General features: G+C 63.9%; 11 protein-coding genes. 7 read left to right on the top strand and 4 right to left on the bottom strand.

What is annotated here, in order from left to right; translation table 11 throughout:
* Nucleotides 1-43 precede the first annotated feature (43 nt).
* Nucleotides 44-1,912: a caspase family protein gene (locus tag AB2B41_RS18875; protein WP_367879379.1), complete on the top strand. Its 1,869-nt coding sequence runs from the start codon at nt 44-46 to the stop codon at nt 1,910-1,912.
* Here AB2B41_RS18875 and AB2B41_RS18870 read toward each other — a convergent pair whose 3' ends face one another.
* The 3 genes from AB2B41_RS18870 to AB2B41_RS18860 form a co-directional block, all read right to left on the bottom strand.
* The gene (locus AB2B41_RS18870) at nt 1,913-2,311 is read right to left on the bottom strand and encodes a sensor histidine kinase (protein ID WP_367879378.1); all 399 of its coding nucleotides are present in this window, start codon (nt 2,309-2,311) and stop codon (nt 1,913-1,915) included.
* Nucleotides 2,278-2,886, bottom strand: a complete 609-nt coding sequence (locus tag AB2B41_RS18865) for a hypothetical protein (protein ID WP_367879377.1) — start codon at nt 2,884-2,886, stop codon at nt 2,278-2,280. The genes AB2B41_RS18870 and AB2B41_RS18865 overlap by 34 nt, the downstream gene beginning before the upstream one ends.
* Nucleotides 2,887-3,444: 558 nt before the next feature.
* On the bottom strand, nt 3,445-4,299 hold the full coding sequence (locus AB2B41_RS18860; RefSeq protein WP_367879376.1) for a DMT family transporter: 855 nt from the start codon (nt 4,297-4,299) through the stop codon (nt 3,445-3,447).
* Nucleotides 4,300-4,577: 278 nt separating this feature from the next.
* On the opposite strand from AB2B41_RS18860, the gene AB2B41_RS18855 reads away from it, so the two are divergent.
* Together AB2B41_RS18855 and AB2B41_RS18850 are read left to right on the top strand one after the other, a co-directional pair.
* On the top strand, nt 4,578-5,882 hold the full coding sequence (locus AB2B41_RS18855) for a ferredoxin reductase family protein (protein ID WP_367879375.1): 1,305 nt from the start codon (nt 4,578-4,580) through the stop codon (nt 5,880-5,882).
* A 224-nt stretch (nt 5,883-6,106) separates the two neighbouring features.
* Nucleotides 6,107-6,496, top strand: a complete 390-nt coding sequence (locus AB2B41_RS18850) for a hypothetical protein (protein ID WP_367879374.1) — start codon at nt 6,107-6,109, stop codon at nt 6,494-6,496.
* Nucleotides 6,497-6,580: 84 nt separating this feature from the next.
* Here the strand turns inward: AB2B41_RS18850 and AB2B41_RS18845 are convergent, their stop codons facing one another.
* A complete protein-coding gene (locus AB2B41_RS18845; RefSeq protein ID WP_367879373.1) occupies nt 6,581-8,116 on the bottom strand; it encodes an AMP-binding protein in 1,536 nt (511 codons plus the stop codon).
* A gap of 294 nt (nt 8,117-8,410) precedes the next feature.
* On the opposite strand from AB2B41_RS18845, the gene AB2B41_RS18840 reads away from it, so the two are divergent.
* From AB2B41_RS18840 to selB, 4 genes are all read left to right on the top strand, one after another.
* Entirely contained in the window at nt 8,411-9,571 is a 1,161-nt protein-coding gene (locus AB2B41_RS18840; protein WP_367879372.1) for a TAXI family TRAP transporter solute-binding subunit, read from the top strand.
* A gap of 89 nt (nt 9,572-9,660) precedes the next feature.
* A complete protein-coding gene (locus tag AB2B41_RS18835) occupies nt 9,661-11,661 on the top strand; it encodes a TRAP transporter permease (protein WP_367879371.1) in 2,001 nt (666 codons plus the stop codon).
* 54 nt (nt 11,662-11,715) lie between these two features.
* A complete protein-coding gene (selA, locus tag AB2B41_RS18830) occupies nt 11,716-13,107 on the top strand; it encodes an L-seryl-tRNA(Sec) selenium transferase (protein ID WP_367879370.1) in 1,392 nt (463 codons plus the stop codon).
* Entirely contained in the window at nt 13,104-15,014 is a 1,911-nt protein-coding gene (gene selB / locus AB2B41_RS18825) for a selenocysteine-specific translation elongation factor (protein ID WP_367879369.1), read from the top strand. Before selA ends, selB begins: the two co-directional genes overlap by 4 nt.
* The last annotated feature ends 3 nt before the right edge of the window (nt 15,015-15,017 follow it).

The raw sequence follows: 15,017 nt of genomic DNA, 5'->3' as shown, positions 1-15,017 counted from the left end.
CGTCCTCCTTTGTGGATCATCGCAGACCCACCTTGGCACATAGATGCCGTCGGGGGGCGGTCACATCATCAAAGCCCTGCGGATCGAGAACGGGTTCTCGTTTCAATCTGCGCCGGTGAATTCGCTGATCTCCTTCAGCACCGCGCCGGGGGCCGTGGCGCTCGATGGGGAGGGCGAGAATTCGCCCTACACCGCCTCGCTGGTCGAGGCGACGCAGCGCTTTCCGGAGCATGACGTGGCAAACGTTCTGCCCATCGTGCGTGCAAGGGTCTTTGACGAGACCAACGGCTTTCAGGTCCCGTGGGAGAGCTCTTCGTTGTTGCGGCCCGTTTTCCTGTCGAGCCAGGCGCAGGAGGAGCCTCCGCTCGAAATTGCAGCCGCCGCCGTGCAGGAGCCCGCGGCAGCCCCGGTGGTGCGCGATGGCAGCGCAACGGCATCGGTGACGATCATCCGTGAAGCGACAGTGCAGCGGCATGTACCGGTTTTCGGTGCGGAGGATATCCAGAAGATGAGCGGGCAGGGACCGTTTACCGTGGGTGATTTGCCCAAGAGCGGAAAGCTCGGCGTGCGATCCGGGGATCGTATCCGGCTGTTACAGCCCGGGGAGCAGCTTGGCCTCGCCGCCGTGTCGCGGCTGACCTATTCACCCGAACTGCCCGTCGTCAAAGCCACGGCGGCGGCGGACCTGCTGACCGATACGGTGCGTTTGCAGACGGGCAGCGGCGCGGTTGAGGTAACCCTGAACCTGACCTACCACGCCTGCGACCTCGCGGCTGCCTCGCCGCTTGACCCGCAGGGCGTCGGGCTCGTGGTCGAGAATTTTGAACTGATCCCCGACGAGGCTGTCGCGGCATGTAGCGGGGCCGTGGCCGCATATCCGAACGAAAGCCGGTTCCACTATCAACTTTCCCGCGCGCAAAGCGCCAAGCGCGACTATGACGCCGCCGAAGCCAGCGTGCGTGCCGCGCTGGAGATGGACCATACCCGCGCGCATCTCGGTCTGGGGCAGATAAGGCGCAACCGCATGGCCGGGATTGGCGCCGATGTGGACAGGGCGGTGCCGGACGTCGTCCGCCAGCATTATCTCGACGGGCACAACGAGGGCGACCCGATGGCGACCTACCTGCTGGGCCACCAGATGATCCGCTATGGCGAGACGGCCGCGGCCCGCGAAAGCGGTTTTGCCCTGCTGCACCGCTCCAAGGACGCGGGCTATGTCGAGGCGCTGAACGAACTGGCGCGGTATTTCCTGCTGGCCGAAGACGGCAACGCAAACCCGCAGCGCGGCTTGCAGTATCTCGAGGAATCCGGGGCACGGGGCAACAACTTCGGCTTCAACAGCCTTGGGGTCGTCTACAAGAACGGCGTGGGGGGCATCACGCCCGATGTCAACAAGGCGGTCGAGAGCTTCACCGATGCGGCCGACCTCGGCCATCCGACCGCGCCCACGAGCCTCGGCCGTGTTTATGCCGAGGGGCAGCTTGTGGCGCCGGATTTCCCCCGGGCGTTGCGCTGGTACGAAGAGGGGCTGAGGCGCGCCGACCCCTGGGGCGGCGTCAATGCCGCGACGCTGATCCTGCTGGACAAGATCCCCGGCGCGGGCAAGCCCGAGGCGGCGATCCTGTCGGCCAAGGCCGCCGCACTCAGGACCGACAGCGCGCGCCGCGCGGCGTTCGAGCAGTTGGAGGGGCTGTCGAGGAGCGACCTTGCGCGCGGGCTTCAGTCGTTCCTGGTCGCGCTGGGCCAGCCCATCGCCGTGGACGGTCAGCCCGGCCGACAGACCGAGCAGGCGATCGTCGAGGTCTACGGCGCGTTGGTGCCGCTTGACAGCAAGGCCGATGTGATTGCCGCCCTCGTCAAAGTCGCCGAGGCGCATTGGCGGATGAGCGACGTGCGGGTCGATCTGATTTGATCAGGCCACCGCTTTCGCGGGCACGGCAAGGGTGAACTCGGTGCCATCGGTGCGGTCGCTGCGCCAACCAAGGGCCAGCCCCGCCTTTTCCGCAAGCTGCCGGATGATGGCGAGACCATAGCCCGCCCCGGTCGAAGCATCCCCCTTGTTGCCATGTTCGAAGAGCGCTTCCGCTCCCGCATCATGCTCCAAGTAGGCGCTGTTCTGCACGGCGAAGCGGTAGCCATTGTCTGAAGGCTGCGCGATTAGCGACACATGCCCCGACGCGGTGTGCTGGATCGCGTTTGACAGCAGGTTGCTGAGGATACGGGTGATGACAAGCGGCGGCGCGCGTAACTCGCTGTCCCCGGCGTCCACCTCGAAACTCAGACCTTTCGCCTCGACCTCCGCCCGGAACATCCGGTCGAGCGTGCTGCAAAGCATTGCTGCCGAAAAGGTCTCGACCTCTTGGGACTCTCCGGGGCGGGCGTTGGGCGGCGCCTCGGTTTCCATGTAACTGCGGGCAAGCTGGTCGAGGTAGTCGAGGCTGATTTCAACTGGGTTTTGTCGTCGACCGACTGGTCCCTGGCGACGGCAGCAATCGTCGCGCGAAGTGACGTGATCGGCTGGCGGATATCGTGCAAGGCATTGGCAAAACGCAGCGTGTGCAACCGTGCGGCTTCCTTGGCGCGGGCGTATTTCTTTTCCGCCTCCAGCAGCGCCCTGGCCTGCGCGGTCTCCCGCCGGGCAATGTCCAGTGCATTGCGCTGGGAGGCGTCGCGTGCGCGCAGGATGCCGATGACGGATTGCACAAGGAAGAAGGCAAAGAGCAGGACGACAAGCATGAAGAGACTGCGCACGGCAAAGCTGGTGTCGAAGCCCTCGTCCAGCTCTCCGAAGATGACAAATCCGGCCACGGCACGCGCCGCGGCGATGACGATCCCGTTGTGTCGCGTGTAGAGCGTGCGTTGCTCGCCTGCCGGGCGACCGGGCAAACCAAGGAGGTGGCAAGCCGACGAGCTCCGCTAGGCTTTCCACGTCGTCGAATGTTGCGGTGTGCCGACGGTTGCCGTCTGTCGACCAGTCGTCGTCCCAGCACAGCTCGCCCTTGCCGGAGGTCGAGTTGAAGACCAGCACGTAGGCTTCGGTGTTGGTGTTGATCCGCGTGTACTCGATCTCGGTCTGGCTGGCGGCGGATTGCAGCTCCACCAGTTTCGACTCTTCGGCGTTGGTGATGTTCGAGATCGACTGGATATTCGCGACGTAGTCCTCGCCGTTCAGAACGGCACCTTCTCTCGAGGCGCTGGTGTTCTGGAAGTCCGTGCGCCACAGGCCCACCGAAAACTCGCCCGAGCCAGGTTTCTCGACCTAGAAGGCGGGTCCGGCCGCGTCGGGGTCGCGGCTGAAGAGGTTCTGATAGACGGGATCGATGAACGCGCCATAGTCGGCGTCGCTGGGGCTCGGATTCTCTGCCGAATAACGGAAAGTTTCACTGTCCTGCCGTAGATCGGTTCGAATTGGTCTGCCCGCGCCATCAGAGATAAGACGTCGCTTTACCGCCTGCCGTAGGTCTCGCGGTGCCAGACATAAAGTCCGGCACCGGCAATCACGACGCTGCCCACCACAGTCCAGACGTCCGGGAATTCTGAAAAAAACAGCACGCCCCAGAGCGCTGCGAAAGCGAGACCCACGTAGGAATAGGGGGCCAGCATCGCCGCTTCGCCCTCCGAAAACGCACGTATCAGCGCCAGTTGTCCAAGTGTCCCGGCCAGGGCGATCATCACCATCTGTACAACCCCGGTCGCATCCGGGGTTTGCCATTGGAAGGGGACCGCAATGCTGAGAATGACAGTGCCGACCATCCCGGTATAAAAGAGCGTCGTCCAGATATCCTCGTCCGCACCTACGCGGCGGGTAAGGAGTGCGTAGGTTGAATAGCATGCCGCCGCAGCGAGCGGGAACAGGGCCGCAAGGCTGAAGACGTCGCTGCCGGGCCGGATGATGATCAGCGCACCGATCAGGGCCGCCACGATCCCGCCGATACGGCGGAGCCCGAGACGTTCGCCAAGGAAAATCGCGGCCCCGAGTGTGATCATCACGGGGTTGGTCGCCATCAGCGCGGCAGCGTCCGTCAGCGGGATCAGGCTGAGACCGGTGAAGAAGAAGGCGGTGGCACTCATCAACAGGATCGAGCGCAGGAACTGCAGGCCCGGATAGCGGGTTCGCGCCACATGTCGCAGCCGGGGCAGCACGATCAGGAAGACCAGCAACATCTGGCCAGCGTAACGCGCCCAGAGCGCGGGCAGCACGCCAACCTGAGGTGCCAGGGCCTTGACCGTCGCATCCATCACGGAAAAGCAGAAGATCGCTCCGATCATCAGCAGGATTGCGCGGCTTTGGACGGTCATCAGCTGTTTCCGGGCAGGCAAACGTTTGTTCACGAGGCGCGGCGAAAAGGCATTCCTGCTGACCGGCGGCCGTCCCGCACACCTTCATTCGTCGCGCGCCCGGGGCCGGCCTGCCAAGGAGCGATCCCGTGGCGCTTGTCCCCTGTTGCACCATCCCGCAGGGGATGCAAAGGCCGAATGCCCCGATTTCTGGTGCCGCCCCATTGATCTGTTGCATGGCTCAGCATCTTGAGACAGATCAAGGTGAGACCCGCACGCGGCCATACTCTGCAGAGCTTATGAAACTCGGAACGCTCATCCTTTTCTATCTGCTTGCGGCGTTTTCGCCGCTGGTCCTTGTCTGGGCTCTTGGTGCGGAACCGCGGCCGCTGCGGCAGGAGCTTGCCTCGGGTTTGGGGATGCTCGCCTTCTCGATGATCCTGGTGGAATTCATTCTCTCCGGGCGGTTCAAGCGGGTGTCGAACGGGGTGGGCATGGACGTGACGATGCGCATTCACCAGCTCATGGCGCGTACGGCTCTGGCTTTTGCCCTTGTGCATCCTTTTCTTTACCAGGGGACCCTCGTTGGCGGGCCCCGGCCCTGGGACAGGGACCGTCAGTTGACGCTGACCACGGACTTCTCCGATCTGGCGAGCGGGATCGCCGCTTACGTGCTGCTGCCAAGCCTCGTGGCGCTGGCCATCGGGCGCAGGCATCTGGATTACAAGTACGAGACCTGGCGGCTGATGCACGGGATCGGGGCACTGTTGATTGCGCTTCTGCTCCTGCATCATACCGTCTATGCGGGGCGTTACGGCGCACAGCCTGCAATGACGTGGTTCTGGCTGGCGATGACCGGTGTCGCGGTGGGATCGCTTCTTTTCGTCTATTGCGTCGTGCCGCTGCGCCAGCGCAGCCGTCCTTGGCGTGTGACCTCGGTGAAGCAACGCACGCCTCTGCAGTGGGAACTCACTGTAGCGCCCGAGGGCCACGGGGGCTTGGCGTATAAGGCGGGACAGTTTGTCTGGCTGAACGTGGGGCACAGTGCGTTCTCGATGGGCGAGAACCCGTTCTCGATCAGCTCCGCGCCCGCAGCGGGGCCAGAAGTGTCGTTGCTCATCAAGGAATTGGGCGATTTCACACGCACCGTGGGACAGATACCAGTGCAGACATGCGCCTATCTGGACGGCCCCTACGGCAACCTGTCGGTCGAGGGCCGTGGCGAGCCAGGGGTTGCGCTGATCGCCGGCGGCGTGGGCTTGGCGCCGCTGCTGGGTATCCTGCGGCAGATGCGGCTGACCGACGATCCGCGCCAGCGCAGGCTGGTCTACGGCAACCGGGTGGAAGAGCAGATCGCCTGCCGCGCGGAACTGGAGCAAGAAGACCATGTCTTTGTCCTGTCTGAGCCGACCGGGGATTGGGCGGGGGAAAGGGGTATGATCGATGCGGCGCTGCTGGATCGCACATTCACCTCCGGGGAGTTCCGGTCCTGGGTTTTCGTCCTTTGCGGCCCGAAGGTCATGCTGGACGTGGTCGAGGACCATCTGATCGCCCGCGGCACGCCCGCGCATCGCATCCTGTCGGAGCGGTTCAACTATGATTGACAGGCTGAAGCGCACAACCCAGCGCCGCCGCGTGGCCGGGACAGTCTGGGCCGTCAATGTCATCCTGCTGCTGTCGCTGCTTGCTTTCGCGCTCAGGTAGCGTTTGCAGAACTGACCGGATTGATGTCGCTTGGCAGGTAGCCCCGGCGGGATTAGGCTTGCGGGTATTCTGAGGCGGCAGGGAAAAACACTCATAGATTGCAATCATTTAGGGGGATGGGGAAATGGCGCCGAAATTGGACAAGGAAGTCGAGAAGCAGATCAAGTTGATCTGGAAGGAACTCTCTCGGCTGAACGATATCGAGAAACGTCTGAAATTCGTCGAGGAGCGTGGCAAGGTGCTTGCAGACAGCCTTACCAGCGAAAAGGACCTCGAGAAGCTGATGGATGTGCACATAAAGAAGCTGGAACGCGATCAGCAGGACAGCATGAAGGCCACCGAGCGGCGCATGGAAATCCAGCAGAAGATCTACGAGGCCCAGGAAAAGAAATGGGACAAGGAAAACGAGAAGTATCGCAAGGAAAGCGAAAAGATGCTCAAGGAGGTCGAAAAGCAGCAGCTTGACGTGCGCCTCAAGGTGCTGGAGGCGCGGATCGCGAAACTGGGCGGCTAGGCTCCGGCACCGCTCCTTATCGGTGCAGAAGGATGGCGCGGTGCCGGATGGTTTCTGCCAGGCCGGAGCACTGCCATGCGGGGCTCAAATCTTGCGCCCGGCCCCTTCCCAGTAGGGCGCGCGCAGACGGGGTTTGAAAATCTTGCCACTGTCCTCGCGGGGGAGAACCTCGTGGAAGTCGATGATGCGGGGCTGCTTGAACCGCGCGAGCTTGCCTTCGACGAAGGCCATGACGTCGCGCTCGGTCGGCGCATGGCCCTCGGCGGGCTCGATTGCGGCGACGATCTTTTCACCGAATTCGGGGTCAGGCGCACCGAAGACGGCGACATCGCGGACGAAAGGTGCACGCATCAGCACCGCCTCGATTTCGGCGGGAATGATATTGGCGCCGCCCGAGATGATCATATCCTTCTTGCGGTCGGTGATGAAAAGGTATCCGTCCGCGTCCAGCCAGCCAAGATCGCCCACCGAGAAATGGCCGTGCTTTTCCGCCGACTTCCGGCTTTCGGGATCGTTGGAGTAATCGAAGCCACCGAAGGCATCCATCCGGGCGTAGATTTCGCCGACCTCGCCCGCGGGCAGCGGGTTCCCGTCGGGGTCGAGGATCATGACGCTGCCACCCATCTGCATGCGCCCGGCGGTGCCGGGCCGGGCGAGCGCCTCTTCGGACGAGACCATGGTCATGAAACCGATCTCCGTCGCGCCGTAGCTTTCCCAGAACACCGGACCCCACCAGTCGATCATCGCGGCCTTGAGGTCATGCGGCCAAGGTGAGCCGGTGGAGACGCAGAAGCGGACCGAGGACAGGTCGTGCCGTGCCTTCACCTCGTCGGGCAGCTTGAGCATCCGGCTCATCATGGTCGGGACGAGATAGACGTGGGTGATCCGCTCTGCCGCGATGGTGGCAAGGAAGGCTTCGGGGTCGAATTTCGGGGCCAGGAAAACCGAGACGCCGTCGCTGACGAGCGCGGCGCTGGTCAGCGTCGAGGGTGCGGAATGATAGATCGGGGCAGCGGTGAAGAACCGCGCGCCGGGTGTGAAGCGCATCATCTCGGTGCCCACGCGGCGCAGAACATCCTCGAAATCCCGCTTGGGACCGGTGTTGGTACGGCGAACGCCCTTCGGTGCACCGGTGGAGCCCGAGGTATAGCGCATCAGCGGGCGCATCATCTCGCGGCCTTCGAGGGGCGCGTGCGCCGCGACAAGGTCGCTCCATTCCGGGATGTCCTCGTCCGTCGCCACGGTTTCCGGTGCGATCGCATAAGACTCGCACAGTTTCGGGCCGGGGGTGACGCCAATCACCCTGCGCCCGGCAAGCGCGGGTCGCAGAGCGTCGATCAGGTCGCGGTGGATGATCACGCATCGTGCGCCGCTGTCGTCGCAGATGGCCTTCGCCTCATCGGACGCGGCGTGCCAGTTCAGGGCGACGATGACCGTGCCCGCGCGCGCCGCTGCGCGCATCACTTCAAGCTGGGTGAGGTCGTTGCGCATGATCACGGCAACCGGCACATCCGCGCCTGCCCCAAGCGCGGCGAGTGCAGCCGCTCCTCTTGCCGCACGGTCCTCCAATGCATCACGGCTCAGCCGTTGATCGCAATCCGCGACGAAAGTCTCTGTCATCCCCTGCGCCTCTCCGTTGTCCGATTCTGTGCTACCGCTCCGTTCTAGCGCGCCGATAGCGGCTCAGCAGAGGAAATTTGTTTTGCTATGCGAAACATCGTTTCTTTTTTTCGCGATTCTTACCTTGCATCCCTCCGGGTCCTGCGCCACCTTCCGTTTGTGTATCACTATTCGTGAATTGCCCGAGGACCGGTGGGAGATGGCATAGCCAGTCCGGTATTGGGGCGTTCGATCAGACAACCGACCTCACCGCATTGGCGGTCGGAAACGAATTTGAAAAACGGGAGGACTTACATGCGTATCACTTCACTTGCTGCAGCACTCTGCCTTGCTTCGGGGCCACTCCTGGCTCAGAACGTGGACTTGCCCTCGCAACTGACCTGGACTGCTTATGGCACCGGTTCTGCAGGCTATAACCAGTCGGTCGCCATTGGCGCGGCCATGCAAGAGGCCGTTGGCGTCAACCTGCGGGTGCTGCCGGGCAAGAACGACATCGCGCGCACCGAACCCTTGCGTCAAGGCAAGGTTCAGTTCTCGGCCAACGGTGTCGGCGGATCCTTTATGGCACAGGAAGGTGTGTTCCAGTTCGGCGCCGAGAACTGGGGTCCCCAGCCCGTGCGTGTGCTGGCCGCAAACAACGGTGGCGCAGTCGGCCTGTCGCTGGCTGTCGCGGCTGAAGCCTGCGAGAAAGCGGGTAAGCCCGGTTGCGAAGGGTTCGAGTATTCGGATCTCAAGGGCATGCGCGTGGCCTACGTGAAGGGCGCGCCGGCCCTCAACGTGAACAACGAAGCCTATCTCGCTTACGGTGGCCTGACCTGGGATGACGTGGAAGTCGTCGAATTCGGCGGTTTCGGCGACAGCTGGGCGGGCATGATCGACGGCAGCGTCGATGCGGCCTTTGCCTCGACAAACTCGGGTCGTGCATACGAGGCGGAATCCGGTCCGCGCGGCGTCTACTGGCCGCCGATTGATCCCAACAATGCTGAAGGCCTGAAGCGGATGCAGGACATCGCGCCGTTCTTTGCGCCGATGGTGGCGACGGTCGGTGCGACCATCGACGGGACCGACGGGACGCCCACGGCTGGTTATGCCTATCCGGTGCTTATGACCTACGCCGCGCAGGACGCGGACCTGACCTACAACATGACCAAGGCGATGCATGTCTTCTTTGACAAGTACGACGGCAACGCGCCGGGCATCGGCGGCTGGGCGCTGGACAAGCAGGACTTCGAGTGGGTTGCCCCCTACCACGACGGTGCGATCCGCTACTACAAGGAGATCGGTGTCTGGACCGATGCGGCACAGGCCCACAACGATAACCTGGTCGCGCGCCAGGCAGCCCTGATGAAAGCCTGGGAAGAGCTCAAGGCGGAAGGCCCGGACAACTGGGAAGAGGCCTGGGAAGCCAAGCGCCGTGAAGCGCTTGAGGCCGGCGGTTTCGCGGTCGTCTTCTAAATCTTCTACGTTCCGACACGGGCGGGCCTTCGGGCCCGCCTTATGCCTTTCGCCCGGTGATGCGCCGGGCCCAGCCTTTTGAGTGGGACATGACAGAGCAAAACACAGCCAGTGACCGTGGCGGGGCGGCCCTTGAAGCCGAACGCAAAGCCGAGAGGCTGACTTTCACCGGCGCGGCCCGGTGGGTCATCATCGCCTTTACGCTGATTGCCATCGGCGTGGCGGTGAACCAGCTCTTCAATCTGCGGATCGGCGGATATTCCCTGCTCGAAGGCATGTACCTCTACGTGCTCGCAGGGCTGTTCCTAAGCCTCACTTTCATCACTTTCCGCGCCTGGGGGCCGCCCTCGGCACAGGTGCCGTGGTACGACTGGCTGCTCGCGGCGGCGACGGTGGTGATCACCGGTTTCTTTGTGCTGACCGCGGATCAAAGCCTTGATGGCGGCTGGGAATACGCACCGCCTGACCAAGCGGTCTGGTTCTCGATTGCGCTCTATCTGCTGATCCTCGAAGGGACGCGGCGCGCCGGGGGCCTCGTGCTTTTCTGTATCGTTCTGCTCTTCTCGCTCTACCCGACATTCGCGGAGCATGTACCTGACCCGCTGAACGGTTTTACCCAGCCTTTCCGGGATGTGGTGCCCTTCTTTATGATCTCCTCAGAGGCCTCCTTCGGAATTCCGATGCGGGCCTTCGGGAACCTCGTGATCGGCTTCATCCTCTTTGGCGCGGTGCTGCAGTTCACCGGCGGCGGGCGGTTCTTCAATAATCTCGCGCTGTCTCTGGTGGGTGGCTACCGGGGCGGGGCGGCGAAGGTGTCGATCTTTGCCTCCGGGTTCATGGGGTCGATGTCGGGCTCCGTCATCTCCAACGTGCTCACCACCGGGGCCGTTTCGATCCCCGCAATGAAGAAGACCGGCTTTTCCGGGCGCTATGCCGCCGCGACCGAGGCCTGCGCCTCGACCGGGGGGGTGTTGATGCCGCCGATCATGGGGGCTACGGCCTTTGTCATCGCGTCATGGCTCAGCCGTCCTTACGTCGAGATCATGCTTGCCGCGGCGATCCCGTCGCTCCTCTATTTCTTCGGCCTCTTCGCGCAGGTCGATGCCTATTCGGCGCGCCGGGGTCTCAAGGGGCTTGCCTACGACGACCGTCCGCGCGCGCTGCAGACGCTCAAGGAGGGCTGGCTTTACATCGCGGTTTTCGCGTTGCTCATCTTCCTCATGGTGGCCTTCCGCTGGGAGACCACGGCACCCTTCTACGCCGTTGTGCTGCTGCTGGTTGTCAATCAGTTCAACAAGAAGGACCGTGTATCGGTCGAAGGCTTCCTAAAGATCATCGTGTCGGTCGGGCGGACCCTCTCCGAACTGGTCGCGGTCCTTCTGGGTATCGGCATGATCGTCGGTGCTTTCCAGGCGACCGGCCTGACAGGACCGTTGGCGAACGAGCTGGTCTTCATGGCCGGGAACTCTATCCCGATGCTGCTGCTGATGGGGGCGCTTACCTCTTTCATCTTCGGTATGGGGATGACGGTGACGGCCTGTTACATCTTCCTCGCCGTGGTGCTCGCGCCCGCGCTGGTGCAGGCGGGGCTCAACGAGCTGTCGGTGCACCTTTTTATCCTTTACTGGGGCATGGTCAGCTTCATCACGCCACCCGTGGCGCTGGGCGCTTTCGCGGCCGCGTCGATGGCTGGAGCCAATGCGTTCAAGACAGGCTTCGAGGCGATGCGCCTTGGCGGTGTGATTTATGTCGTGCCCTTCTTTTTCGTGCTGAACCCAGCCTTGATCGGTCAGGGCACGCCTGTGGAGGTGGTCACGGTTTTGATCTGTGCGCTGATCGGGGTGTGGTTCATATCAGCGGGCCTTCAGGGTTACGTCAGCTTCGTGGGGCCGCTGCATTCCAGCGCGGTCAGCTTCGTGATGCGCGTGCTGCTGGTCTTCTGCGGTTTGCTGGTCGCGGCCCCTGCGGGTGGGGTCGCGGGGCTCAGTCACCTGACAATGACGCTGGCTGGCTTTGTACTGGCGATCCTGCCGCTTGGCATCGCCTGGCGCGCGGGACAGGCGGGCAGGCCGGAGCAGGGCGTCGCGTGATCTGATCCGCGCCTCAGGTCTGGACACGGTTGGAAATCAGCGGGACAAATCGGCATGACCAACCCGCTCAGTGATCTGCCGCAGATCCAGTCCCTCCTGTCCCAGCCATTGATCGCGGCACTGGCTTCGCGATACTCGCACGCGGAAACCGTGGAGGCTTTGCGCGGCGTGATCGACGCGTTGCGCAAGGCATTGCTCAACGGACATGAAGGCACCCTGCCGGAGTTCGAAGGTCAGGCATTTGCCGCCGAGATCGAAGCAAGGATCGAAGCCGCGCGGACACCTTCGCTGCGCCCTGTCATCAACGCCACCGGGATCATCATCCACACCAACCTCGGGCGCGCGCGGCTGGCACCGCAAGCGCTGGCGCAGATGCAAGCGGTGGCCTCCGGTGCGTCGACCCTCGAATACAACCTTGAGACCGGCAAACGCGGCAGCAGGCATGATCACGTCGAGGCGCTGATCTGCGAACTGACCGGGGCAGAGGCGGCGGTCGTCGTCAACAACTGCGCCGCCGCGGTCATGCTGAGCCTTGTTGCCACCGCGTCCGGTCGCACTGTCGTCGCCTCGCGCGGGGAGCTGGTCGAGATCGGGGGCGCCTTCCGCCTGCCCGACGTGATCGCGCAAAGCGGTGCTGTGCTGCGCGAGGTGGGCACGACGAACAAGACACGCCTGAGCGACTACGAAGGTGCCATCGACGCAGAGACCGCTGTCCTGCTGAAAAGCCACACCAGCAACTTCAGGATCGTGGGTTTTACCGCTGCCCCTGACCGCCGCGACCTGGCCAGGCTGGCGCAGGAGCGAGGGGTGATCCTGATGGAGGATCTCGGCAGCGGCGTGCTGATCGATCTTGCGCCTTTCGGTCTGGTCGATGAACCGGTGGTCTCCGATATCCTGAAGGCCGGTGTCGATCTGGTGATGTTCTCGGGCGACAAGCTCTTGGGCGGTCCGCAGGCCGGGATCATCGCGGGGCGCGCCGATATCGTGGCGGCGTTGCGGAGCCATCCGCTGATGCGGGCGGTGCGCATCGACAAGCTGTCGCTTGCTGCGCTGGAGGCGACCTTGCGCCTTTACCGCCCGCCGCACGATCCGCTGCAGGATGTACCGGTGCTGCGAGCCCTCTTCGAACCCATCGAAATGGTCAGGGCGCGTGCGGCCCGGCTGATTGAGGAATTGCGCCCGCTGGGACTGAGGGTTGCTGAGGCCGAAGACTGCGCGGCTTATGTCGGCGGCGGCACTTTGCCCGGGCAGGACCTGCCCAGCGTGGCTGTTGCCGTGGCACATGGGACACTCTCAGCCGAAGCGCTCGCCGCGCGTCTGCGGCACGCGGCAACACCGGTAATCGGACGGATCGAGCGGCAGCGCGTTCTGCTCGACATGCGAACTGTGTCAGACGACGAACTTCCGCGCGTCGCGGCCGCGCTGAGGGAGATCGCCGCGGGATGAGGACGCGCTGCGTACTTGTCATCGGCCATGTCGATCACGGCAAGACCGCGCTTGTCAGGGCCCTGACCGGAGCCGAGACAGACCGCCTGCCCGAGGAAAAGGCGCGGGGTCTCTCCATTGTGCCGGGGTTTGCTCATTGCGAATATCCGGAAGGGATCGTCGATCTTGTCGATGCGCCCGGGCACGGGGATTTCGTGCAGGCGATGATCACCGGGGCGGCGGGCGCGCAGGCGGTGATGGTCGTGGTCTCCGCCGTGGATGGCGTGCAGGAACAAACGCTGGAGCATCTGCGCATCGCCGGGTCGCTTGGAATACATGACGCCGTGGTCGCGCTGACGAAGGCCGATCTCGCAGATGCCGACCAGCTCGCAACCCGGCATGATGATATCCGGGCGATGCTCTCGGCCATGCCGTTCAGGAACGCACCCATCATCCCGTGCTCCGCACGGAGCGGAGCGGGCGTCGACACCCTGCATCATGCGCTCGCGGCGCTTCTGGCCGCCGAGCCGGCGATGCCGGCGCCGCTGCACCCTTTCCTCCCGATTGACCGGGTCTTCTCCATGCCGGGACGCGGCACGATTGTGACCGGCACTCTTCTGGGCGCGGCCCTTTCGCAGGGTGACGAGGTGGTGCTTCAGCCCTCGGGGGTATCGGCCATGATCCGGGGCCTGCAAAGCCGGGGCCGGGACCGGGACAGGGTTCAGGCGGGCGAACGCGTGGCCGTGAACCTGCGCGGCGTCGCTCCGGGCACTTCCTCGCGCGGCGCGGTTCTGGTTTCGGGGCCGGGTATCTCGGCAAGCCTCTGCATGGACATCGAACTCGCGCTCCTGCCGGAGGTCACAGGCGGCGTGCGGCACATGGAGGAGGTCAGGGTCTCCATCGGCACCGCCCACGCGGTGGCGCAGCTTCGTCTTTTCGGGGGCGGTAGTGTCACCCCCGGAGAGAATGGGTTCGCCCAGCTTCGTTTTCGCGATCCCCAGGTTGTCTTCGCGGGGCAGCGGGCGATCCTGCGGCGGCCGTCCCCGGCCCGAACTATCGGTGGTATCACCATCCTCGACCCACAGGCGCAGCCCGCGCGGGCCGGAGACGGGGGGCGCCTTGCGATCCTTCGCGCGGCAGTCAAGGAGGATCCGGCGGCCATCGCCCGGGCGCTGGGCGACGCTTCGGGAGGTGCTGCGCGGCTGGATGATGTGGCCCGGATTGCGCGGCTCAAACAGCAAGAGGCGCAGGAGGCGCTGGGCGAAGGCTTTGTCGAGATCGAAGAGGGCGTGGTTAGCGCTGAAGGGACACTCGCTTTGTGCGAGAGGGCCTATCTTTCGGCCTTGCGGTCCGGTCACGACAGCCAACCCTTAAGGCTCTGGGTGGATCGCAAAGAGATTCGGCTGCGCGACGTCTCGCCTGATCTGAGGACCCATGTCGAGACGGTACTGCTCGCCCGCGGCGACATCCGCCGTGAGGGTAATTCCGTTGCGCTATCCTCGCATGATCCGTTGTCCCGCTTAACCCCTGCGCAAGGAAGGCGCAAGGAGGAGATTGAATACCGCTTTCGATTGGCAGCGCTCGATCCACTGGCAACCGCAGAGGTCCTCAAGAACCAGACCGACGAGGCGCTTTTCGCGCTCACCCTTGCCGACGGCAATCTAATCGAAACGCCGAATGTCGCGCTGAACCAGATGCTGGTCTTTCATATCGACGTACTGATCGCCGCTGCGGATGCGCTTGCCAATGCCTTCCCCGTGCCGCAGCGCTTTACCACGTCAGAGGCGCGCAGGGCGCTGGGCACGAGCCGCCGGGTGATCGTGCCGGTACTGGAATTCTTCGACGCGCAGGGCGTCACAGCGCGCGAAGCTGACACGCGCGTTGTCCGCGATGCGAATGCGCTATCGCCGGGGGCATCCCCTTGCTAGGCT

The organism is Sulfitobacter sediminis, from assembly GCF_040811725.1.
Classification (GTDB): Bacteria; Pseudomonadota; Alphaproteobacteria; order Rhodobacterales; family Rhodobacteraceae; genus Sulfitobacter; species Sulfitobacter sediminis.
This window is presented reverse-complemented; position numbering and strand designations above follow the sequence as displayed.

Bases quoted from the DNA above. Each gene is read 5' to 3' on its own strand.
- AB2B41_RS18875 (WP_367879379.1), top strand. From the start codon at position 44: ATGCCGTCGGGGGGCGGTCACATCATCAAAGCCCTGCGGATCGAGAAC.
- AB2B41_RS18870 (WP_367879378.1), bottom strand. From the start codon at position 2,311: ATGTTCCGGGCGGAGGTCGAGGCGAAAGGTCTGAGTTTCGAGGTGGAC.
- AB2B41_RS18860 (WP_367879376.1), bottom strand. From the start codon at position 4,299: ATGACCGTCCAAAGCCGCGCAATCCTGCTGATGATCGGAGCGATCTTC.
- AB2B41_RS18855 (WP_367879375.1), top strand. From the start codon at position 4,578: ATGAAACTCGGAACGCTCATCCTTTTCTATCTGCTTGCGGCGTTTTCG.
- AB2B41_RS18850 (WP_367879374.1), top strand. From the start codon at position 6,107: ATGGCGCCGAAATTGGACAAGGAAGTCGAGAAGCAGATCAAGTTGATC.
- AB2B41_RS18845 (WP_367879373.1), bottom strand. From the start codon at position 8,116: ATGACAGAGACTTTCGTCGCGGATTGCGATCAACGGCTGAGCCGTGAT.
- AB2B41_RS18840 (WP_367879372.1), top strand. From the start codon at position 8,411: ATGCGTATCACTTCACTTGCTGCAGCACTCTGCCTTGCTTCGGGGCCA.
- AB2B41_RS18835 (WP_367879371.1), top strand. From the start codon at position 9,661: ATGACAGAGCAAAACACAGCCAGTGACCGTGGCGGGGCGGCCCTTGAA.
- selA (WP_367879370.1), top strand. From the start codon at position 11,716: ATGACCAACCCGCTCAGTGATCTGCCGCAGATCCAGTCCCTCCTGTCC.
- selB (WP_367879369.1), top strand. From the start codon at position 13,104: ATGAGGACGCGCTGCGTACTTGTCATCGGCCATGTCGATCACGGCAAG.